Genomic DNA, 22,821 nt, shown 5'->3' on the forward strand with positions numbered 1-22,821 from the left:
CTGGACATTAATGTAAAGTTCAGGCAGAATTTCTTCAATTTTGGCAAATAACCTTATAATGAAGAAGATACTTGTCCTGCATGGTCCTAATTTGAATCGTCTCGGTTTGCGTGAGCCCGATATCTATGGTTCCGTGACACTGAAGGAGTTAAATCATGGCTTAGCAGAAGAAGCCAAGGCGGCCGGATTAGTACTTAGCAGCCATCAAAGCAACAGCGAAGCGGAGCTGATTACTATTATTCATGAGGCTGCGGACAAAGGATTGGATTATCTCATTATAAACCCTGCTGCTTTCACTCATACCAGCATTGCATTGCGCGACGCCCTACTGGCAGTCAAGCTTCCTTTTATTGAGGTACATCTTAGTAACATTTATGCGCGCGAATCTTTTCGCCAGCATTCCTATTTTTCCGATATCGCCACAGGTGTTATCAGTGGATTGGGAGTTAAGGGCTATTCCCTGGCTCTACAAGCTATTATCAATGAATTAAACTAATAGAGAGTTATCAATGGATATTCGCAAGATTAAAAAATTAATTGAATTATTAGAGGAAACCGGTATTTCTGAAATTGAAATTAAAGAAGGAGAAGAATCTGTTCGGCTAAGTCGTCATGGCTATTCCATGGAGCAGCCCTCACAGATTCGCTATGTTTCGCCGCCTCCTCAACAAGCTGTAGCACAGAGCGCTGCGACACCTGCTCCAGCTGTTGCTGCTAATGAAAGCAAAGCGGCAGCACCAGCGTCTAAAGGTCATAAAATACGCTCTCCCATGGTAGGTACGATGTACACTTCTCCTTCTCCTGATGCAGCACCTTTTGTCACCATTGGCCAAACTGTTAAAGTGGGTGACACACTTTGTATTGTTGAAGCGATGAAGATGTTCAATGAAATTGAAGCCGATCGTGCGGGTAAGATCATTGATATTCTGGTGGCTAATGGTGAACCCGTTGAATATGATCAACCCCTATTTGTCATTGAAGAATAAGAGAGTAATTTGATGCTCAGTAAAATAGTCATTGCCAATCGTGGCGAAATCGCACTTCGTATTCTACGTGCTTGTAAAGAACTTGGTATCCAAACTGTTGCTGTACATTCTGATGTTGATAAAGATCTACTACATGTTCGTCTTGCTGATGAAACCGTATGTATTGGTCCTGCAAGTTCGCAAAAAAGTTATTTAAACATTCCAGCCATTATTTCTGCAGCAGAAATTACCGATGCGGTCGCCATTCATCCTGGTTATGGATTTTTATCCGAAAACGCAGATTTTGCTGATATCGTGGAGCAAAGTGGCTTTCGCTTTATCGGCCCGCGTGGTGACACGATTCGCTTAATGGGTGATAAGGTTTCTGCAATTGCTGCCATGAAAAAAGCAGGAGTCCCTTGTGTTCCTGGTTCTGATGGCCCTTTAACAGAAGATGATGATCGTAATCTTGAGTTAGGTCGAAAAATTGGTTATCCCGTCATTATTAAAGCTGCTGGTGGTGGTGGCGGTCGTGGCATGCGCGTTGTTCACACTGAATCGAATTTGCTTAATGCCATCGCCTTGACTCGCAGTGAGGCAAAAGCAGCTTTTAATAATTCCATGGTCTATATGGAAAAATTTTTAGAAAATCCACGCCATGTCGAATTTCAAGTATTGGGTGATGGCAAAGGAAATGCCATTCATTTGGGTGAGCGCGATTGTTCAATGCAGCGTCGTCATCAAAAAGTCATTGAAGAAGCACCTGCCCCCGGCATCAGTCCGGAATTACGAGCCAAAATTGGCGAGTCGGTAATCAAGGCCTGTCGAGAGTTAAAGTATCGTGGTGCGGGTACGTTTGAATTTTTATATCAAGATGGATGTTTCTATTTTATTGAAATGAATACCCGTATTCAAGTAGAACATCCCGTCACCGAAATGATTACAGGAATTGATCTGGTAAAAGAGCAAATTAAAATTGCCAGTGACATGCCTTTTACTCTAAAGCAAGAAGAGATAAAATTCCGCGGACATGCTATTGAATGTCGTATCAATGCCGAAGACTCCAAAACCTTTATGCCGTCACCAGGTACGATACGTTTATTACATTCTCCCGGTGGTCCCGGCATTCGCTTCGATTCGCATATTTATAGTAGTTATACCGTGCCGCCCAACTACGACTCGATGATTGGTAAATTAATTGCCTATGGAGAAACTCGTGCAGAAGCATTTGCAAGAATGCGCAATGCGCTGGATGAAATTATCATCGACGGTATTAAAACAAACATTGAATTGCACCAGCGTATCTTAAAAGATAAAGCATTTATGCAAGGTGGAACCAATATTCATTATCTCGAAAAGATGTTGAAGGAACAAGTCAGTGTGGTATGAACTAAAAATTGATCAGTGCCACCGTGACGAAGTTGAGCAATTAAGTGAAGCGCTTGAGGAAACAGGCGCTTTATCCATCACCTTGACAGATAAAAATGATGTGCCTGTCCTGGAACCTGAGCCAGGAACCACACCCTTGTGGCCTGATGTAATCGTTAATGCGCTCTATGCGGAAGAAAGGGATGCACAACATGCTATGAATAGCCTCATGGCGCAATATCAGCATTTAAATTTTTCTGTGCACCAGCTGCCTGATCAAGATTGGGAAAGAGCATGGATGAAGGATTTTAAGCCACAGCGTTTTGGCCAAAATTTATGGATTTGTCCTTCCTGGATAGAGCCTCCTGAGCCTCGGGCTATAAATTTAATTCTTGACCCTGGTTTGGCTTTTGGTACGGGAACACATCCAACCACAGCACTTTGTCTAACCTGGCTTGATCAAGCTCCACTTCAAGGTAAAACCATTATTGATTATGGTTGTGGCTCGGGGATTCTTGCCCTTGCCGCACTCAAACTGGGAGCAGCCAAAGCGTATGCGGTAGATATTGATGAACAGGCTTTACAGGCAACTCTCAATAATGCAGTAACCAATATTGATGACCCAGCACAACTGCATGTCCTTTTTCCTGAAAGTCTGAATGTGAGTGTGGATATAGTCATCGCTAATATTTTGCTAGGTCCTCTCATGAATTTACAAAATAAGTTTAAAGCCTTGCTTAAAAAAGAGGGCATGTTAATCATTTCTGGAATTTTGCAAGAACAAGCTGCATCATTAATTGAAGCCTACAAGGCTGACTTTAAACATTGTAGCTCACAACAGATGGATGGTTGGTCTTTATTAATTTTTACCCGCCGTTAAATAATTATTTAGGTGAACTTCATTATCATGAGCGATCAAGAATTTGTGCCCTTTTACCCCAAGCGTGCTTTGCTAAGCGTATCTGATAAACGAGGCCTTGTTAAACTAGCAAAAACTCTTCATGAAAAAGGAGTGGAACTGGTTGCTACCGGCAATACCGCCGCCATGCTACAGGAACACCATTTACCTGTTACAGAGGTCAGTACCTGCACTAAATTTCCAGAGATGCTCAACGGTCGGGTTAAAACCTTGCATCCAGCAATTCATGCAGGTTTACTTGCACGAGGTCGAGACGATGAAATGACATTACATGAGTATGGCATACAACGTTTTGATCTATTAATTATTAACTTGTATCCTTTTGAGCAAACCATTAGCGACCCTGATTGTGATTTTCAAAAAGCAATTGAAAATATCGACATTGGTGGCCCTGCAATGATTCGTGCTGCAGCCAAAAATCATACGCATGTTTTGGTAATTATTACTCCTGATGATTATGAAAAAGTGGAAACCTATCTGCACGCTCAAAAAATTCCTCAACATTGGGGTTTTTTACTGGCAAAGAAAGCATTTGCCCATACTGCTGCCTACGATGCTGCTATCGCTAATTACTTAGGTACACTTAATGAGGTTAAAGAGCCCTCAGGTTTTCCTGCCGTATTAACTTGTCAATTTGAAAAGCAATATGACTTACGATATGGTGAAAACCCGCATCAACAAGCAATTTTTTATCGCGATAAAAACCCATCACAAGGTTCTTTAGCAACAGCAAAAACACTTCAGGGAAAACCACTTTCTTATAATAATTTACTCGATGTCGATGCTGCTTTTAATTGCATTCGAGCATTTTCACCTAATGCAGCGACCTGTGTCATTGTTAAACATGGTAATCCTTGCGGCGTCGCCATTGGTGACACAACTGCCCATGCTTATTTGCGCGCTCATCAGGCTGATCCGATTTCAAGTTACGGCGGAATTCTTGCATTTAATCGCACTATTGATGCAGAAACTGCAAGAGCAATTCTCGCCAAACAGTTTGCTGAAGTGATTATAGGTCCTGCAATTAGTGAGGAGGCAAAGGCTATTTTTGCCACTAAACCTGCCATGCGCGTATTAATCACAGGAGAGTGGTCAAGACAAAGTCAATCGAAACTGGACATGCGTACCATTAATGGAGGTTTACTTGTTCAGGAGCACGATGATTATCTCATCGATGATAATAACTTAACTCTTGTTAGTGAAAAAAAACCTTCTCAACAAGAAATACAAGATTTAATGTTTGCCTGGATAACTGCCAAATACGTCAAATCCAATGCTATTGTTCTCGCAAAAAATGCAGCGACTATTGGTATAGGACCAGGACAGACCAGTCGCATAATGAGCACCCGCATTGCATTATGGCAAGCCAAAGAAGCAGGTTTTACCACCACAGGTGCAGTATTGGCTTCTGATGCCTTTATTCCTTTTTCAGACAATATTGAGATGGCAGCTGAGGCCGGTATCACCGCGATTATCCAACCTGGAGGCTCAATCCGTGATAAACAAGTTATTGCTGCAGCCAATGCAGCGGGAATAGCCATGATATTTACCGGTTGCCGGCATTTTAATCATTAGACCTACTCTTGTTGAAGGCCGTTGTATTGGGTGTGCGTGAAACCTGTTTTCTTGCTGTTACAGCTACTGCAGAAGTAGCAAACATTGTAAAGGATTGATCTTTACCCAGACTTCCTGTTTTGTTTGAGAATAAAAGAGGCTCTTCCAAGTGAATTCCTTCATCTTTCGTCATATCAAAAATAGTGGAGCTATCAGCATCGGCACGAATAAAAAATCCTTTACCATTCGTGCCATCATACATCGGGGTTTGACCAAAAGAGGTTAAAAGGTGAATATCCAAACCGCTTAAACGAGCAACCAAACCTTTTTGTGCTCTTCGATGATCAGCACAAATCTCCAAACCGCAACGTATCCCCTTAATCTTGAATATCGGAGAAAAAAAGTCTTTATGAAGCAAATTATATTGTTGCAATAAATGTCCCTCACCTGGCAAGGGTGTTTTACCAAACATAACTACTTGTGGAACAAGAGACTCTAATTCATCTTCAGCATAGGCACTGACTTCCAGTCGCTCACATCTTGAAGAGAGTATTTCTAGAAAATTTTCTTCAGTAACTATTGATTCTCGTTTTAATTTTGACGCCCTAACTTCATCACGGAAAATCCCTTCCAAATACTCCCCTTTTTTTATAAGCCGAATCAACTGACCTTGATAAAAGACCGGGGCGACATTTTGCACATAAATAGCCGCAGCATAATCCTTAGAACCATTTTGACGATATGGTTTCTCATCTTCAACTACCTTATTCACTGAGAGATAAATACTCCCTGGGATAAGCAGAACGTTAGGGAATTTCTCACTCAACCTACACAGGTGATTGATAAAATACGCAAATCCTTCTGTTTGAGAAACACATCCACTTTTGATAAGCGAGCTTTCAAAAAAATCTTCATGTCCAATAACAATACCCAAATTATAAGATTCTTCTTCCATAATGGTGGAGGTTTCACTGACAGTTGTCTCAATAATTTCTGTTGCCTCAGTAAGAAGGGCGGCTACATTACCTTCTTTCAATGTTTCTTCAGTCGGTGTAAAAGAAGGTAAGAAATTGACCTTAATTTTCATAATAAAGCCATAAAAACTTATAAATAGTCATTATGACTTAATTAAAACATATTGGCAATATTTTATACAAATAAATTAAAAGTATTATCCTGTGACTACAAGAATCTCTAGTTCACGTCACCTATAAGATGACGTCGCTAAAGGTTCCCTAATATTTATCATGGTTTAATGCTTTATAAATATCGATAAAAGTAGAAACACCATTGATATCAATGGGTACATGTAGGCGTCGGGCGATATCACTTGCCGAAAGAATGCCGCGTATATAACGCTCTTCCTCAATTACCAGAAAATGTTGTTTACCTTCATTTTTTAATGTTTCTACCACATCTCTGATTTTTGCTCGCTTTAAATCATTAAAAGAAATCGCTTTCAATTGATTTCGCGGCGTCATCACATCGCTCACTAGAATTTGATTGCGGGGCGTATGATGTGAAAGAGCCATCATTTTTTCCCCGATTAAATCGGCATAAGCCAATGTACCTACAAACTCGTCGTCTTTTAACACCAATTTCAAACGAACGTGTGTCTTTTTCATTAAATCTTCTGCTGTCACTACATCGAGTGAATCATCAATCACTAGAGGTTCTGTCTTTTGAAAATCAGTAAAGATATCGAGCGCCGGTGAATCCAAAGTGATTCCAGAAGCCTCCAGTGGAGTAAGGAGGTGCTCAATATTATCAATGTCATAAGTTTTTAAAATCATGATAGCTTCCTTGTACGGCGATTATAAACTCAAGGAAATTATTTCATAAATCCAGGAGTTTGTCCCTTTATCATGCAGATAAACGCCTCTAATCGCGCGAATTAAAGTTTAAATCCTCTTCACAAAGATGCATATAAAACACAGCAAACAACCAAAAAAAGCCCTTTGGGCTTAGTATGGCTTACTTGACCTATACCCCGGGTGGTATATACCCTATAGAGGTATATTGGAGAATCCTATGTCAGAATATCCTGCCCATACTAAAGAATTATCGCGTATAAACCGCGTTCTTGGACAACTTGAGGGCATTAAACGAATGATTCAAGATAAACGCTACTGTGTTGACATTTTGACGCAAGTACGTGCCTCAAGAAATGCATTAAAAACCATAGAACTAAGTATCCTCGAAACACATTTGGGACACTGTCTGGCTAAAGCTTATCAGCTTAATGATGAGCAAAAAAAAGCTAAACAGCTACGAGAAATTATCAATTTATTGCAAAAATACGAGTAGACCATCATGAATCACAAACCGCATTCCCATCATCAGGAGCAAAAAGACAGCTGTTGCCATAAGGCCTCCCCTGAACCAACAAAAAATACGCCAATCACAAATGGGCCAGTTACTTACACCTGTCCCATGCATCCAGAAATTCGTGAGGAAAAACCAGGTAACTGTCCTCTATGCGGTATGGCGCTAGAACCCGAAGCTGTTTCCTTACAGGAAGAGCAAAACCCTGAATATATTGATATGCGGCGGCGATTTTGGGTAGGGTTATTTCTATCCTTGCCAGTGGTAGTTCTCGCCATGGGCGAACACCTGCGGCCTGTTATTCATGGTAACTTATCGGTATGGATCCAACTTGTTTTGGCAACGCCGGTCGTCTTATGGTGTGGTTGGCCCTTTTTCGTTCGTGGTTGGCAATCTATAAAAACAGGACACTTAAACATGTTCACCCTAATTGCCATCGGTACAGGGGTTGCCTGGAGCTATAGCTTAATCGCCACCTTGTTTCCACAATTATTTCCCGCCACCTTCCGCAATGAACAAGGTATTGTTGCCGTATATTTCGAGGCCGCTGCCGTCATTATCACCCTGGTATTATTAGGACAAGTATTGGAACTTAAGGCACGCGAAAAAACAGGAGGGGCCATCCGAGCTTTATTAAATTTAGCGCCTGATACCGCACACCGCCTTGATGAGGATAGCCTTGAACAACAAATCAGTCTTGATGCTATAACGGTAGGTGATCGTTTACGAGTACGTCCGGGAGAGAAAATACCAGTTGACGGTGAAATTATCGAAGGATACAGCAATATTGATGAATCAATGATCACAGGAGAGTCCATTCCTGTTAGCAAGGAAGCAGGTTCTCAAGTTATTGGTGGTACCATTAATCAAACCGGCAGCTTTATTATGAAAGCTACTCATGTTGGACGTGACACCATGTTACAACGCATTGTGCAAATGGTTAGTGAGGCTCAGCGCAGCCGTGCTCCCATTCAACGTTTAGCAGATTTAATCGCCTCCTGGTTTGTGCCTATTGTGATTTTTATTGCCTTGCTGGCGTTTGTTATCTGGCTTCTTGTTGGTCCTTCGCCTGCATTCAGCTATGGCTTAATTGCAGCAGTCTCCGTACTTATTATTGCTTGTCCCTGTGCTTTAGGATTAGCAACACCCATGTCCATTATGGTAGGAATTGGTAAGGGGGCTGGAAACGGTGTATTAATTAAAAATGCTCAATCCCTTGAGCAATTGGAAAAGGTGAATACACTGATTGTAGACAAAACAGGTACATTAACGGAAGGGCATCCGCGATTAACTCAAATTATTACAACCCAACTCTCAGAAGCTGACGCCTTAACCCTGGCTGCATCGTTGGAAAATAACAGCGAACATCCGCTTGCTCGCGCCATCGTTCTAGCAGCACAGGAAAAAGGATTGACATTGGAATCTGTAGCCCATTTTGATGCTCCTTCAGGCAAGGGTGTACGAGGTTCTGTTAAGGGACATAATATTGCTATAGGTAATGCATTACTAATGGAAGAAGAACAGGCTGATATTTCTCTTTTCCAGGAAAAAGCAGAGGAATTGCGTGCTAACGGTGCATCCGTCATGTATATGGCAGTCAAACAAGAAATTGCAGCAATCCTTGTTATCGAAGATCCTGTTAAATCAACAGCGCAAAATGCCATTACAACCTTGCAAAAAGAAGGCATAGAAATAGTAATGCTTACGGGCGATAATAAGAAAACAGCTGAAGCAGTGGCTACGAAACTGGGAATTCATCACGTCGTTGCTGAAGTTTTGCCTGCTGACAAAAGTAAAATTGTTGCTGAATTACAAGCTAAAAATAAGGTGGTTGCCATGGCCGGCGATGGGGTGAATGATGCACCCGCTCTAGCTAAAGCAAATATAGGGATTGCTATGGGCACAGGTACTGACGTTGCTATAGAAAGCGCAGGCGTTACTTTGCTTCATGGGGATTTGGATGGTATCGTTAAAGCGCGACGCCTTTCTGAAGCAACCATGCGTAATATTCGTCAAAATTTATTCTTTGCATTCATATACAATATCTTAGGTGTCCCTGTAGCTGCAGGCATTTTATATCCTTTTATAGGAATATTGTTAAATCCAATGATTGCAGCCGCAGCGATGTCATTAAGCTCTGTCTCAGTAATTGTTAATGCACTGCGCTTGCGATGGATTGAATTATGAAACTCGACAAGCAAAGCAGTAAAAGAGTAGCCTGCTTACTTGTTTTTAGTATGCTGCCTTTGTCTGGATTTGCTGTCACAACGTGGAATTTGGCATCAGTTACCAAAATTGCTCTAGCGAATAATAAAGATTTAAAAGCGGCACGCTATAATGTTCTCTTGGCAGTCTCACGTTTAAAACAAACAGGTTTATGGGCCAATCCGAGCTTGCAAATTAGCAATAGTGATGATCGCTTTTTCACCAATGAAGGCGAATATACACGCAGTATTGGATTTATCCAAGCCTTCCCTGTTTCTGGCCGAATTAATCAACAAAAAAATGTCGCTCGTGTCGATATTGCTATCGCTATGGCAGAAATTAGAAATGCAAAACGGCAACTTCGCGGTCAAGTGGCTGAAAATTTTTATGCCCTTTTTATTATTGATGAGCGTTTGAAACAGTTAAATAAACTGTTAAAAATAAATCAACAATTAATGCAGGTAAGTCAAAAACGTTTTTATGCTGCAGAAGTTTCCGAACTGGATGCAAATACCGCGAAACTTGAATATCAACGACTTTTACAAGAGAAGCAAACGTTAGAAAGCTTAAGAATTAATCAGCAAGCGCAACTTAATCTGCTGTTGGGATGCGCCAGGCATACTCCCTTATCCCTCGAAAAATCGTTACCCAAATCAGTGTATCTACCTCCTCTGAAAGAATTACAGCAACATGCTTTGCAGCAACGCTCAGAAATGCAGATCGCCTGGTTAAATTTTGCTCGCTCTCAGGCTGATCAGCAACTTGCCCGCATAGAACGATGGGCAGATTGGACGGTTGGATTAGCTGTACAGCAGGACAAAATTGCCGTCGAAGGTGCCCCCCTGCAAAAACCTGATCGTACTTTAAATGTAAATCTTGCTATCCCCCTTCCCCTAATCAACACCAATCAAGGGAGGATTATGGAAACCAAATTGAAAGGAACACAGGCTCTCATAAAATTAAAAGCATTAAAATTTGCCATTCAAAATGAAGTAGCCAGTAATTATGGTCAAGTTAAAGCACTGCAAACCGCTTGGCTACAATCACAAAGTGGCGAGACCTTTAAACTGATTAATCGCAATATTAAACTGGCAAGAGAAGCTTATCGCAATGGCCAGATTTCCTTACTCGAAGTCTTACAGATTCAAAGGCAGCAAAATGAGTTACAAACCAACCGGCTAAATGTTCTTGAAAAATATTTACGGGCCGTTGTGAAATTCTGCACAGCCTTGGGCAATAATCGCATTTCCTTGTGCAGCCCTTTCTCTGGAAAAAGGACAATCAATGTATTCATCCATCACGAAATATCCTAGGCGACACTTGCTTTTTCGATGTCTCGGTTTATTTCTATTGGTATTCTGTTTCAGTAGTGCGGGTTTTGCCCATGGTGAAAAAATTGAAGTTTCTAACATGCCCCGTGGCCCTGTTTTTCTGACGAAGGAGCAAGAACAAATTATTGATTTAAAGCTTGTGCAAACAATAAAGCGCCCTTTATCGCAAATATTGGGTTTAAACGGGGAAGTGCAGCTGTTACCAAATGAACAGGCAGATGTAAGCGTCAGAATTAGTGGTCATGTTTCTGCTTTATACGCCAATTTAGGCGATCGTGTAAAAGCAGGGCAAGCATTGGTAAAAATACAATCCCGTCTCATTGGTGATCCCCCTCCCAGTGTAGTCATTCATTCGCCTATGTCAGGAATTATTGATGCCCGTAACGTCACCTTAGGGCAAGCCGTCGAACCTAATACCGTCTTATTTCATATTAGTAACCGCAACCGTCTTCTCGTCATTGCCAAGGTTTATGAAGAAGACTTAGGCAAGGTAAAACTTGGACAGGAAGCCTCTGTTCGCGTTTTAAGTTATCCCAAACAATCTTTTCTCGGCAAGGTGATTTTAATAGAACCTAATCTCGACTCTATTACCCGAACCGTGAATGTACAAGTGATTGTGGATAACAAGGATAATTTACTCAAACCTGGCATGTTTGCCCGTGTTAATTTAATTTTGCAAGAAAGCCAAGAAACCCTAGCGGTGCCAAACGCAGCTATTTTAGAGGCTAACGATGAAAAATTCGTCTTTACGCGAAAAGGCAATAAATTTCAACGGGTAGTCGTTAAAACCGGAATGAGTGATGAAAATTATACTGAAATTACTCAAGGTCTTGCTGTCGGCGATGAAATAGTCGTGCAGGGAAGTCGTCAACTTTATACGCTCTGGCTAACAGGGGGACCATCACCATCAACAGAGGATCATCATTAGATGTTTAATCGTCTTGTCGCTTGGTCACTGGCTAACCGGATTCTTATATTAGCCATGACATTAGCTTTATGCATTCTTGGCGGCTATGCCTTGCAGAGGATGCCTGTTGATGTGTTTCCCGAATTTGCCCCCCCCCAGGTAGTTGTACAAACAGAAGCACCAGGAATGGCACCTCAAGATGTCGAGGCTTTAATTACCTATCCTCTAGAAAGTGCTATTAATGGTACCCCTGGTGTCACCTCTGTCCGTTCCCGCACATCAGCAGGCTTATCCACGATTGTGGTCATTTTTAATGATAAGACTGATATTTATCGGGACAGACAACTTATTAATGAGCGCATACAGCAAGTCGTCGACAAGTTGCCCCCTGGAAGCAAAACACCTGTTATGCTCCCGGTTATTTCAGCCGTTGGCTGGATGCTGAAATATGCACTGCTCAGTAACAGTTTATCGCCTGAAGAATTACGTACGATCTCTGACTGGATAATCCGCCCCCGGGTACTTGCTTTAGGAGGTGTGGCTTCCGTGGTGTCTTTGGGTGGTGAAGTCAAACAATACCAAGTTTTACTCGATTCCTCACGCATGCTGGCTTATGGTGTTAGCATTGAAGAGGTACGCCAGGCGTTAGAGCAATCAAATCGCAACGTCCCCGGTGCCTTTCTGCAAAAAGCAGGGGGGGAGTTAATTATAGGTACCATCGGTAGAATAAAAACACTGGAAGACATCCAGAAAACAATTATTACCACCCGAAAAGGGATTCCCATTACTATCGGTAATGTCGCAACAGTTACATTTGGTGGCGAAATTAAACGTGGTGATGCTGCTCTTAATTTAAAAAATGCGGTCATTGGGACAATTTCCAAATCCTATGGGGCAAATACCTTAACCACTACCCATAAAGTAGAAAAAGCGCTGGCTGAGATTAAGGCGTCTCTTCCTCCTGGTGTTGAGCTAAAAACCAACGTTTTTAGACAAGCCACCTTCATTGAAGCAGCCATTAAAAATTTAAGTATTGCTCTTCTTGAGGGTGCATTCATCGTTATTCTGGTTTTATTCATTTTTTTAATGAACGTGCGGGCTTCTTTCATTACCTTTCTTTCCATGCCAGTTTCCTTTGTATTTGGCATTCTTATTTTATATTTTTTTGGTTTTGGTATTAATGCAATGACTCTTGGTGGTATTGCCATTGCTATTGGTGAAGTAGTCGATGATGGCATTGTAACCGTAGAAAATGTAATTCGACGCTTGCGCTTAAATCGCTTGTCTGCCCACCCGCTACCCAGTTTATCGGTTATTTTTGCTGCTGTGGTTGAAATAAGAAACGCCGTAATTTATGCCACCCTCATTGTCAGTTTGGTCTTTATTCCCATTTTTTTCTTATCCGGTGTGAGTGAAAAAATCTTCAGCCCATTAGCCATTGCCTATATTGCTTCTGTAATAGGATCCCTTGTTGTTTCCATCACTACAGTACCTGCTCTTTGCTATTTATTATTTGTTAATCCTAAAGAAAAAAAACAGGATAGCGACTATGCTTTTAGCGAACTCATTCAAAAAGGTTTATCCTTAGAAAACACTACCCCACAACAATTGTCACAGAATAAAGCAGAAAGGGAGACACGCTTTGTTTCCTGGCTTAAAGCGCATTTTCACCCCGTTTTACAGTGGTCTATCCATCATTTCTGGCTGGTTATCACAGCCGCACTTGTAGCCTTGTTCCTGTCATTACTACTACTTCCCTTTTTTCGTACCGCTTTTTTACCGGAGTTTCATGAAGGAAATTTCATCATTGCAATGACCACACTTCCTGGAACCTCTCTGGAGGAATCCATGCGATTAGGCACCCAGGTTCGCAAACGGTTATTGAAGTATCCTCAAGTCATTTCCATCGCCCAACGAGCAGGAAGAAGTGAGCTGGATGAAGATGCGCTGCCCCCCAACGTCAGTGAGTTCGATCTCTATTTAGAATTTGATAAAGATAAAAGCATGCCACCCGATGAATTACTTAGGCGCATACGTCAAGAGTTAGCCCAAATTCCCGGCGCTGTCTTTAATGTTGGACAATTTATCACTCATCGTATGGACGAAGTGCTTTCTGGTGTACGCGCCCAAGTGGCCATTAAAGTATTTGGAGATAATTTAGCTCTGCTTAATCAACTTGCGGAATCCATAGCAGCACTCATTAAAGACATTCCAGGCATTGTTGATATCAACAAAGAGCAGCAAATTAATGTTCCACAGCTAATTATTAAGATCGATAGAGAGAAAGCTGCTTATTATGGGATTAATGTTGGACAAATTTCCGAAGATATTCAAACGTTACTCAATGGTGTGCAGGTTTCAAGTGTACTTGAAGGACAACGAAGTTTTGATTTGTATTTACGCTTGGCTGAATCCGGTCGACAAAGCGTAAAGGCTGTCCATGATATGTTGATCGATGTCCATGGAAGTAATGCGCCACAAACAGAGAAAATTCCCTTACGCGCTGTTGCAGAAATCTCTGAGCAAGAGCAACCTTTTTTAATTAATCGGGAAAATGTCCAACGTATGGTTGTCATTGCTTTTAATGTCCAAGGAAATGACTTAGGAGCAGTTATCCGTGAAGTGAAGCAGCGAATAAAAGAGCAGATCAAGCTGCCTTCTGGCTACTTTATTCAATATGGAGGGCAGTTTGAAACCCAACAACAAGCGGCGCGTACTATCTTATTTTTAGGCAGTCTGGCTATTGTAGCGATGCTTCTACTGTTATATAAGGCGTTTGGAACACTAAGAGAAGCTATTTTAGTACTTTTTAATTTACCCTTGGCTTTAATTGGGGGTATATTTTCTTTATTTTTTGCCAGTGGAGAAATGAGCATTGCCGCCATGATTGGCTTTATTACCCTATTTGGTATTGCGGCACGCAATGGTATCATTCTCGTTGCGCACTATAATCAGTTACGCGCGGCAGGAAAATCGATTCAGGACGTTGTTCTTGAAGGTACTTTGGACAGGCTGATTCCGGTACTAATGACTGCAAGCACTACCGCGCTAGGTTTAATCCCCTTACTTTGGGGTTCACCCGTTGGTAAAGAGTTGGAGCGTCCTTTAGCTCAGGTACTGTTGGGTGGCTTGTTAACATCAACTTGTTTAAATATGATCGTCGTGCCTACTGTCTATAATTATCTAGAACAAAAACGTGCCCGACACCGGCAATAATAACTATCACTCTTAATGAGTAGGAGAAAAAAGTTGTGAAAAATTTAAGTTCTATCTTGAATAAGAAAGGTCTGATGATTTTTTCTTTGATCAATTTGGCTTGTTCGCCTTTAGTCGCGCATACTCAGTTACAGGGACATCAATATCATCAGCCTTCGCAATCAATGTCACAACCACTCCCAACGGTGCAATTTACCATTGAAAAAATAGTGGACAAAAGTAATGGGAAATTAGTTTTCTTTAAATTGACTGACAGCAAAACACATCAACCCCTCAGTCTTTCTGATCTTAAAGAAGTTCATACCCAAAAAATTCATTTACTCATTATCGACAGTACCCTTTCCGACTACAGTCATGTCCATCCAACACCAACGAAAGAACCCGGTATCTACAGCTTTCAGTGGCAACCTGTACACCAAAATACCACTTATCGGGCATGGGCTGATTTGGTACCTGTTAAAACAGGTCACCAGGAGTATGTAACGGTTGATTTACTCTCCGGAAAGGATAAAATAAAAATGCTTGCTCAACCTGCTAGTGAAAGCACCATTCACGGATATCAGTTTAAACTATCGTTCGATGCTCCTCTACAGGTGGGGAAACCAACGATGGGAAAAATTATTATCACCGATAAAAGAGGAAATCCGGTGAAAAACCTAGAACCAATTATGGGAGCGTTTGCTCATATTGTAGGTTTCAATCAGGATCTAAAAACGGTGGTACATATTCATCCCATGGGTCAGGAGCCTGATAGCAAAAGGGATCGTGGAGGGCCTGAGTTGCAATTCCATATTCAACCGGAAAAGGCTGGATACATCAAGGTCTTTGCTCAGGTAAAAGTTAATGGTAAGGAGCTTTATGCTCCCTTTGGTGTTGTTGTGAACAATTAAAGAGCTATAAGCCACGAATAAGACATTTTTGAAACTCTTCATTAAATCTTGGCAATACTTTAAGATTTGACGGCTCTCTTATAATAAAAAGTGACTGTTTTTACGCAGTTACGCTGATAATCTTTTCTTCGACACTTTCAATATTCTTTTGTGAAGCAGTCTTCGCAAAAAAGAGGCAAGAATTTATGGATAGTTTTTGATGCTTCACCCCGCTATAAAGGGTTTTTCCAGCAATAGCAAGTGCGCCAATACCTGTCAAAGCCAACAAGAAGTTAGCAACGATCTGCCAAAAGGGATCTCGATGCTGATTCATTAATTCATTTTCTGAACGAAGTAAATCTACAAACTCTGACTTCATGGCTTGGAGCTTACTGTCATCAGGTTCAGGTTTTATCAATTCAAAACACAATTTCTGCCATTGAACTCGCAATTGTGGTACTAACTTCTCTATAGCCTCTTTTTTCCTGGCACTGGTTGCTGTGTTTCCAAAATCTGCCATCTGATCAATTGCAGTCACTACCTCATGCTCGGTAAATATTTTCAGGTTTCTTTTATTTCTGTTTATCACCGCTGCGAAAATAGATCGAGTCTCCTCATCTTCAGACAAAGATGGAACAAAATTACTAAAGTTAGATAATAAATCCCAGGCGTTCGCAGTGAGCAACTTCTCATAAAATGCCTCAGCCAAGGGCTCTTCATATAAAGGAGCATTTCTTTCATTCCCATTCTTATAAAAAAAGCTCTCCCATTTCGCGGTCTTTTCGGCAACAAAAGTAAGAAGGTTTTCCCGGTGAGGTGAATGTTGCCGTTCAGCAAATTCTCTTATTTTTTCAATCGCTTTGGTCATTGGATTGGCTGCAAAATGAGTGAGCTCTTGATTTATATGTTCCACTAATTGTTCAAAAGGTGGTACGTCCTTAAAATAGTTTACAAATTGACGCATTATCGCAATTGAACTCTTTTCAAGCAAAATAATCTTCAGCGCTTTAATCAATCCTCGCTGAAAAGCAATGTTAGGATCATTTTCATTCTTATTTGCGTCTTTATTAGATAATCTATTTTCCCATATCTCCGACTCAACCTTCATTAAGTCTAAGCATTTTTCAGCAATGTCAGCCATAAACGTGGCCTCTATTTTTTCCTTTGTAAACGTTGCTTCTCTTTTCTTAATTCGCGTTTCTACATTCTGCATTAAAGCTGAGAAAAGAAAATTTTGAGGTGCAAAAGCATGATAAAAAATACGCATTGCCTGTAAGTTATTGCTCAAAGCAGTTGTCATTTTGACCAACTGTTCATGCAAGACAGCGCTTATCTCTCGCTTTAAGCCATTTATTTTTTCTATATCAGGCTTTTCTGCTTTAAACTCCGCTTGTAAGGCATGCTCTTGCAATTCAATACTGCTAGCCAGCATTGACAGAGTACTGCTTTCGTCAATGTAACCAAAATCATTATATAAGTTAGCAGCATATTTCATTCTTTGGATAAAGTTAGACAGGGTTAAGAAACCTGCCATCGCATTAAATGCCTCTGCATCGTGATTATGAAGTGTTAAGCAGTCTTGGATAAAAGCTCGCACAATTTCTTTAGAGCCATGCCTCACAAAAATACTTTCTAGATGGAAAAGATTGAGATCGAAGTTATAATCTAGCGTTTGCAGTAGATCTCTTTCTTGTTGATTAAGCAAATAAATAAGTGCTTTCTCTTGATTATTAAAACGACTTTCTGTTTTAAGGGTTTTTTTGCCAGACTCAAAATCTAGCTCTAGCTCGTCAATTTGTGTTTGCCAACCCAAATGGGATTCTACTTGAGAAAAAACGGGGAGGAAGTCTGCATTCCAAATGGCATACTCATCACTAACTTTGATGTAAAGAAGGGTTCTTAAAAAAATAAAATTAGTAAATTCACTCAGGGATAAAGAATTATCTTCTGCATTTTCAAACGTAGTATACGCGTTTTCAATTACATGAAGTATGGATGCTACGGGAATTTCTTCGGATAAATAAATCTCTTTTCTTATGCTTTTAAAAAATTTATTTAAAAAATCTTCAGCTTTCTGTTTATCCGCTGCTTTAACTTTAGCTAGCAGAGGCAACATTAAGTTCAAATACCACATAAGTTATCCCACGTAATTTTACTGATACCAAGGATAACATGAATAAATTAAGGGATTATTAATTGTCAGTTTGTATAAAAGCACCCCGTTTTTCTGGATGGATGAATAAATTAATCCGACAAAAGAGACTCTTGTCGGATTACGCATCTTCTTAATCTAGCAAACCTAATTCTTTAACAGTATCTCGCTCCTGACGAAGCTCATCCAAAGTAGCCTCAAATCGTGCTTTCGCATAGTCATTAAACTGCAATCCCTCTACAACATGAAGCTCCCCATGCGTGCGACGACAGGGGAAAGAAAAAATTAAACCTTCGTCAACACCGTATTCACCTTGTGAGCTTAAGCACATGGAGAATGATTCATTGGCTGGGGTATCGGTAATTAAATTATTGACACCATGGATAATCGCATTCGCAGCGGAAGCAGCAGATGATGCACCACGTGCTTTAATAATCGCAGCACCGCGCTGTTGCACTGTAGAGACGAAGGTTTCTTTTAACCAGTTGTCATCTTTAATGACTGAAGCAGCAGATAAACCATCAATTTTTGCATTGTAAAAATCAGGATATTGTGTCGATGAATGATTACCCCAAATAGTCATTTGGCTGACTTCAGTAACATCAACCCCTGCTTTTTTTGCAAGTTGGGTACGAGCCCGCAATTCATCCAGGGTCGTCATTGCATAAAATCTATCATCGGGAATATCTTTCGCATTATTCATTGCGATGAGGCAATTGGTATTGCAAGGATTTCCAACCACAAAAACTCGAATATCTTCAGCAGCATAATCATTGAGCGCCCGTCCCTGTTTGGTGAAAATACCACCATTGATTTGCAATAAATCAGAACGCTCCATACCTTGTTTACGGGGTACTGACCCTACCAGTAAAGCCCAATTTACGCCGTCCATCGCTTGCTTAAGATCAGCCGTACAAACAACACGTTTTAGTAAAGGAAAAGCACAGTCTTCCAATTCCATAGCCACCCCTTCAAGTGCAGGTAAAGCTGGCTCTAGCTCAAGAAGATGTAATTCCACATCGGTGTGAGGCCCAAACATTTGTCCGGATGCAATTCTAAATAATAAGGCATATCCAATTTGGCCGGCCGCACCGGTTATAGCAACTCGTACTCGTTTATTCATTATTCTTTTCCTTTTTCCACCATTGTTTTACTAAATAAAGCGCAGCAATACTCCGCGCTTCAGAAAAATCAGGACGTACAATTAACTCCTCAATCGCCTCCAAAGGCCATTCAATAACATCCAGGGGCTCGGGTTCATCTCCTGGCAAAGGCGCTGGATATAAATCATACGCCACTACTACATCCAAAGCCGCCCCAAAATAGCCTGGCGCCAATGTCAACCGTTTCAATGGGTGCAGTTGTTTCGCGGCAAAACCGGCTTCTTCACGCAACTCTCGATTTGCTGCCTCCACTACACTTTCCCCTTGATTAATAAGTCCTTTGGGAAAGGCCAATTCGTAAGAATCAGTCCCCGCAGCATATTCACGCACCAAGAGAAAAGATTCACTTGCAGTGATAGCTGCAATCAGTACTGCCCCATGTCCATGGCTGCGAATGCGTTCATAAATCCGCTGCGCTCCATTGGTGAAATGAAGGTGCATTTGTTCTATAGTGAACAAATTGGACTTTGCAATAACAGAGCGCTTTGAGCAAGTCGGTTTTTCCCGCATCTTCAAATCCCTTCAACAATTTACATGTCTAAACTCTAACGTCTCTGGATCCTGTGGACAAGCCACAGGACATAGTAAGCTAAATTAATTTAATCGCAAAAAATAACTTGCGCTGAAATCAGCAAGTGTTTTGTAAAAAATATTGTCATGATACTATTAGGAGCTTAAACAAGCCAGCCTAAAATTTTAACGATGTTACCCACTTCCTTATATATTCATATCCCTTGGTGTGTTCGCAAATGTCCCTATTGTGATTTTAATTCGCACAAAAGCCTGGCTAATTTACCTGAGGATGCTTATATTCAAGCGCTTGTTGCCGACTTTAAAACTGATTTAGATGCTTTTCCTGCACCACAAGTAATCAGCAGTATTTTCATTGGCGGAGGCACACCCAGTTTATTTTCAGCAAAAGCTTATGACAACTTGTTTAATCAACTCAATAAATTAATACCTTTTGCACGCAGCATTGAAATTACCCTGGAAGCAAATCCAGGTACTGTAGAACAACAACGTTTTAATGATTATCGTCAATCAGGCATTAACCGACTTTCTTTAGGCATACAAAGTTTTAATCCACAACATCTGAAAAGCCTAGGCCGTATTCACGATGATACGCAAGCACATACTGCCATTCAAGCCGCACGACGTGCGGGCTTTGACAATATTAATATCGACCTGATGCATGGTTTACCAGGCCAAACTATTGAACAGGGTTTAGACGATTTGACGACTGCCATCAATCATCAGCCGGAGCATTTATCCTGGTACCAATTAACTATTGAACCCAATACTGTTTTTTATAAAAAACGCCCTGTGCTACCCAATGAAGACGAGGCGTGTGAGCTTGAGGAACAAGGGCTTGCATTATTAGCTGCAAACGCATTTACCCGCTATGAAATTTCCGCATTTTGCAAAACTGAAAAAGAAGCTCAACATAATTTAAATTATTGGCTTTTTGGTGACTATTATGGCATTGGCGCTGGAGCCCATGGTAAATTATCCTCTGCAGAAGGTTATGTTTTTCGCACTCGAAAACATCGGCAACCCCGAGATTATCTCGATACCCAAAAACCTTATCTTGCAGCCAGGGAAGTCGTTAAACCTGATTCACTCCTTTTTGAGTTTATGCTCAATACAACGCGTCTACACCAGCCAATTCCTTACCAGCTCTTTTATGAGAGAACAGGATTAGCTTTTGCGCAATTAAAACCCTTGTTGACAATTGCTGCTAAAAAAAAATTAATAAGTCTTGATGAATCATCCTGGCAAATTACTGAATTAGGACGACGCTATACTAATAACTTGCAGGCGCTCTTTTTGCCGGAATAATTAACCATTAGAATCTCTATGCTATAGGCTCACCCTCTGATTGAGTCTATACTCTAATTGTCTTCACAATGGTTTCGCTTTCATTAATAATGAAAGCTTTTTTATTTACTCAGGAGGCGAGATGTTATCTGCCCTGTTATTTCTTTTTGTCGTTATAGTTGGTTATTTGGCTGGTTCGGTTTGCTCAGCGGTCATTGTGTCTCGAGTTTTCGCACTTCCTGATCCACGTATAACAGGCTCACAAAATCCCGGAGCGACTAATGTTTTAAGAATATCTGGAAAAAAATATGCTGCTATCGTGCTATTGGCTGATCTTTTAAAAGGTCTTCTACCTGTCCTCTTTGCACAATTAATAGGAGTAGGTCCCATCGCAGTTGGTTTTACTTGTTGGGCAGCCGTTATGGGTCACATGTATCCTATATTTTTTGGTTTTCGTGGTGGAAAAGGTGTGGCAACTGCAATTGGCGCCTTATTAGGTCTGCACTTTATCTTAGGGGTTGTCGTGATTGCTACCTGGCTTCTTGTCGCTAATTTTACGCGTTACTCCTCCGTTGCATCGATGGTTTCAATGAGCATGGCGCCCTGGTATGCCCTCTTTATTCCTAATGGTTTACTTACGTTTCCCCCTTTATTTTTCATTACGCTGTTTGTAATTTACAAGCATCGCGAAAATATCACGCGCTTAATTGATGGCAAGGAATCAAAGATTCAATTTAAACGATCTTCGTTGCGCGAAGAAATTAACGCAGTCCTTGAAGAAGAACAGCAAGAACTGGAACAAACTGCAGTAGCCCCCGTTAAATTAAGTAAAGAAGAACAAGTTTCTTCTTTAGCAGAAGGAACTCCTGAAACAGAACGGGCAGAAAATACAGAAAACTCTTAATTACTGCCTATGGCGTCTGAAAACTTCTACTTATTGCCGTAAGTAGAAGTTTAGGTCGTTTTAGGTCAATGGCCAACGGGCTTTTACTTCCACCGCTTGACTTTTGTCTTTTTCACCACGCAATAACCGCAACCAGCCTGCATAGGCCACCATAGCGCCATTATCTGTACAATACTCTGGGCGCGGAAAATAAATTTCTCCCCCTATTTCTTCAATTAATTTAGTTAATGCTACTCTTAAAGCCTGATTAGCACCAACACCACCTGCAACCACTAATTTTCGACAGGTTGTTTGTTTTATAGCACGTTTACATTTAATACTTAATGTCTCTACGACTGCATCCTGAAACGCTTTTGCGATAAGCCGTCTGGCATCCTCATCTTTATGACTGTTGTGCCAGGCAGTAAGTGCATGAGTTTTTAACCCACTAAAACTAAACTCCAAACCCGGCCTATCCGTCATGGGACGCGGAAACGGAGGGAGTCCCTCATCTCCCGTTGACACACTATCTGCAAGCTGCGCTAAAATAGCCCCTCCCGGATAAGGCAGCCCCATTAACTTTGCTGTTTTATCAAAGGCTTCTCCAACCGCATCATCTAAGGTTTCTCCAATAATGGAATATTCTCCTAAAGCTCGCGCTTCAACAAGTTGCGTGTGTCCGCCAGAAACCAAAAGAGCAAGAAAAGGAAAATCCAGCACGGGGGAATCAAGTTTTGCTGCCAGTAAATGAGCTTCCAGATGATGAATTCCCAAGGAAGGAATGCCCAATCCTAAAGCCAAACTTTTTGCAAAACAGGCGCCTGTTAATAAAGCCCCAATAAGACCAGGGCCCGCAGTATAAGCAATAGCACTCAATTGCGTCTTATCAACACCAGCCTGTTGTAAAGCGTTATCAACCAAAGGCACAATATATTTAACATGATCGCGCGAGGCTAATTCTGGCACAACACCCCCGTAGCGTTGATGAGTTTCTAATTGAGAATGCAAAGCATGGGCTACCAATCCTTTACCAGAATCATAAATTGCAATCCCAGTTTCATCACATGATGACTCAATGCCTAATACGCGCATCATTCTCCTGCTGTTATGAGTAAAAAATAAACTAACATTATACGAAAGACTAAT

The 22,821-nt window shown here is 41.1% G+C and carries 19 protein-coding genes; 13 read left to right on the forward strand and 6 right to left on the reverse strand.

Annotated elements, in window-relative coordinates:
* The first annotated feature begins 58 nt into the window (after positions 1-58).
* Genes aroQ through purH form a run of 5 tightly spaced genes read left to right on the forward strand, consistent with a single transcriptional unit; the run spans position 59 to position 4,827 of the window.
* The gene (aroQ, locus tag clem_RS11940) at positions 59-496 is read left to right on the forward strand and encodes a type II 3-dehydroquinate dehydratase (RefSeq protein WP_094091767.1); all 438 of its coding nucleotides are present in this window, start codon (positions 59-61) and stop codon (positions 494-496) included.
* Between the two features lie 13 nt (positions 497-509).
* A complete protein-coding gene (gene accB / locus clem_RS11945) occupies positions 510-986 on the forward strand; it encodes an acetyl-CoA carboxylase biotin carboxyl carrier protein (protein ID WP_094091768.1) in 477 nt (158 codons plus the stop codon).
* A gap of 12 nt (positions 987-998) precedes the next feature.
* Entirely contained in the window at positions 999-2,354 is a 1,356-nt protein-coding gene (accC, locus tag clem_RS11950) for an acetyl-CoA carboxylase biotin carboxylase subunit (protein ID WP_094091769.1), read from the forward strand.
* Positions 2,344-3,213, forward strand: coding sequence for a 50S ribosomal protein L11 methyltransferase (gene prmA / locus clem_RS11955; protein ID WP_094091770.1), 870 nt, complete (start codon positions 2,344-2,346; stop codon positions 3,211-3,213). The genes accC and prmA overlap by 11 nt, the downstream gene beginning before the upstream one ends.
* A 24-nt stretch (positions 3,214-3,237) precedes the next feature.
* Positions 3,238-4,827: a bifunctional phosphoribosylaminoimidazolecarboxamide formyltransferase/IMP cyclohydrolase gene (purH, locus tag clem_RS11960; protein ID WP_408606897.1), complete on the forward strand. Its 1,590-nt coding sequence runs from the start codon at positions 3,238-3,240 to the stop codon at positions 4,825-4,827.
* Here purH and clem_RS11965 read toward each other — a convergent pair.
* Both clem_RS11965 and clem_RS11970 read right to left on the reverse strand, forming a co-directional pair.
* A complete protein-coding gene (locus clem_RS11965) occupies positions 4,817-5,842 on the reverse strand; it encodes a hypothetical protein (protein WP_157698241.1) in 1,026 nt (341 codons plus the stop codon). The two genes, purH and clem_RS11965, sit on opposite strands and share 11 nt — an antisense overlap.
* A gap of 199 nt (positions 5,843-6,041) precedes the next feature.
* Positions 6,042-6,599 carry a CBS domain-containing protein gene (locus tag clem_RS11970; protein ID WP_094091773.1) on the reverse strand — a complete coding sequence of 186 codons (558 nt, stop codon included), beginning with the start codon at positions 6,597-6,599 and terminating at the stop codon, positions 6,042-6,044.
* 238 nt (positions 6,600-6,837) lie between these two features.
* On the opposite strand from clem_RS11970, the gene clem_RS11975 reads away from it, so the two are divergent.
* From clem_RS11975 to clem_RS12000, 6 genes are read left to right on the forward strand one after another with little or no spacing between them, the layout of a single operon-like run.
* On the forward strand, positions 6,838-7,113 hold the full coding sequence (locus tag clem_RS11975) for a metal-sensitive transcriptional regulator (protein ID WP_094091774.1): 276 nt from the start codon (positions 6,838-6,840) through the stop codon (positions 7,111-7,113).
* Between the two features lie 6 nt (positions 7,114-7,119).
* Entirely contained in the window at positions 7,120-9,318 is a 2,199-nt protein-coding gene (locus tag clem_RS11980; protein ID WP_094091775.1) for a copper-transporting P-type ATPase, read from the forward strand.
* A complete protein-coding gene (locus clem_RS11985) occupies positions 9,315-10,649 on the forward strand; it encodes a TolC family protein (RefSeq protein ID WP_232505471.1) in 1,335 nt (444 codons plus the stop codon). Before clem_RS11980 ends, clem_RS11985 begins: the two co-directional genes overlap by 4 nt.
* Positions 10,621-11,595, forward strand: coding sequence for an efflux RND transporter periplasmic adaptor subunit (locus tag clem_RS11990; protein ID WP_094091776.1), 975 nt, complete (start codon positions 10,621-10,623; stop codon positions 11,593-11,595). The genes clem_RS11985 and clem_RS11990 overlap by 29 nt, the downstream gene beginning before the upstream one ends.
* Positions 11,596-14,790, forward strand: a complete 3,195-nt coding sequence (locus clem_RS11995; RefSeq protein WP_094091777.1) for an efflux RND transporter permease subunit — start codon at positions 11,596-11,598, stop codon at positions 14,788-14,790. It abuts the gene before it with no gap.
* A 35-nt stretch (positions 14,791-14,825) separates the two neighbouring features.
* Positions 14,826-15,680: a hypothetical protein gene (locus tag clem_RS12000; RefSeq protein WP_232505472.1), complete on the forward strand. Its 855-nt coding sequence runs from the start codon at positions 14,826-14,828 to the stop codon at positions 15,678-15,680.
* A gap of 100 nt (positions 15,681-15,780) precedes the next feature.
* Here the strand turns inward: clem_RS12000 and clem_RS12005 are convergent, their stop codons facing one another.
* The 3 genes from clem_RS12005 to nudE all read right to left on the reverse strand — a co-directional run bounded on the left by clem_RS12005 (position 15,781) and on the right by nudE (position 19,484).
* A complete protein-coding gene (locus tag clem_RS12005; RefSeq protein ID WP_094091778.1) occupies positions 15,781-17,793 on the reverse strand; it encodes a hypothetical protein in 2,013 nt (670 codons plus the stop codon).
* Positions 17,794-17,944: 151 nt separating this feature from the next.
* Positions 17,945-18,934, reverse strand: coding sequence for a malate dehydrogenase (locus clem_RS12010; RefSeq protein WP_198333124.1), 990 nt, complete (start codon positions 18,932-18,934; stop codon positions 17,945-17,947).
* Positions 18,927-19,484 carry an ADP compounds hydrolase NudE gene (nudE, locus tag clem_RS12015; protein ID WP_094091780.1) on the reverse strand — a complete coding sequence of 186 codons (558 nt, stop codon included), beginning with the start codon at positions 19,482-19,484 and terminating at the stop codon, positions 18,927-18,929. Before nudE ends, clem_RS12010 begins: the two co-directional genes overlap by 8 nt.
* Positions 19,485-19,676: 192 nt before the next feature.
* Between nudE and hemW the strand changes: the two genes are divergently transcribed.
* Positions 19,677-20,813, forward strand: coding sequence for a radical SAM family heme chaperone HemW (gene hemW, locus clem_RS12020; RefSeq protein ID WP_094091781.1), 1,137 nt, complete (start codon positions 19,677-19,679; stop codon positions 20,811-20,813).
* A 121-nt stretch (positions 20,814-20,934) separates the two neighbouring features.
* Complete coding sequence (plsY, locus tag clem_RS12025; protein WP_094091782.1) at positions 20,935-21,696, forward strand: glycerol-3-phosphate 1-O-acyltransferase PlsY; 762 nt, start codon at positions 20,935-20,937, stop codon at positions 21,694-21,696.
* 60 nt (positions 21,697-21,756) lie between these two features.
* On the opposite strand, the gene tsaD is transcribed toward plsY, so the two are convergent.
* Positions 21,757-22,767 carry a tRNA (adenosine(37)-N6)-threonylcarbamoyltransferase complex transferase subunit TsaD gene (tsaD, locus tag clem_RS12030; RefSeq protein ID WP_094091783.1) on the reverse strand — a complete coding sequence of 337 codons (1,011 nt, stop codon included), beginning with the start codon at positions 22,765-22,767 and terminating at the stop codon, positions 21,757-21,759.
* Between the last annotated feature and the right edge of the window lie 54 nt (positions 22,768-22,821).

The sequence above is a fragment of the Legionella clemsonensis genome (assembly GCF_002240035.1).
GTDB lineage: Bacteria > Pseudomonadota > Gammaproteobacteria > Legionellales > Legionellaceae > Tatlockia > Tatlockia clemsonensis.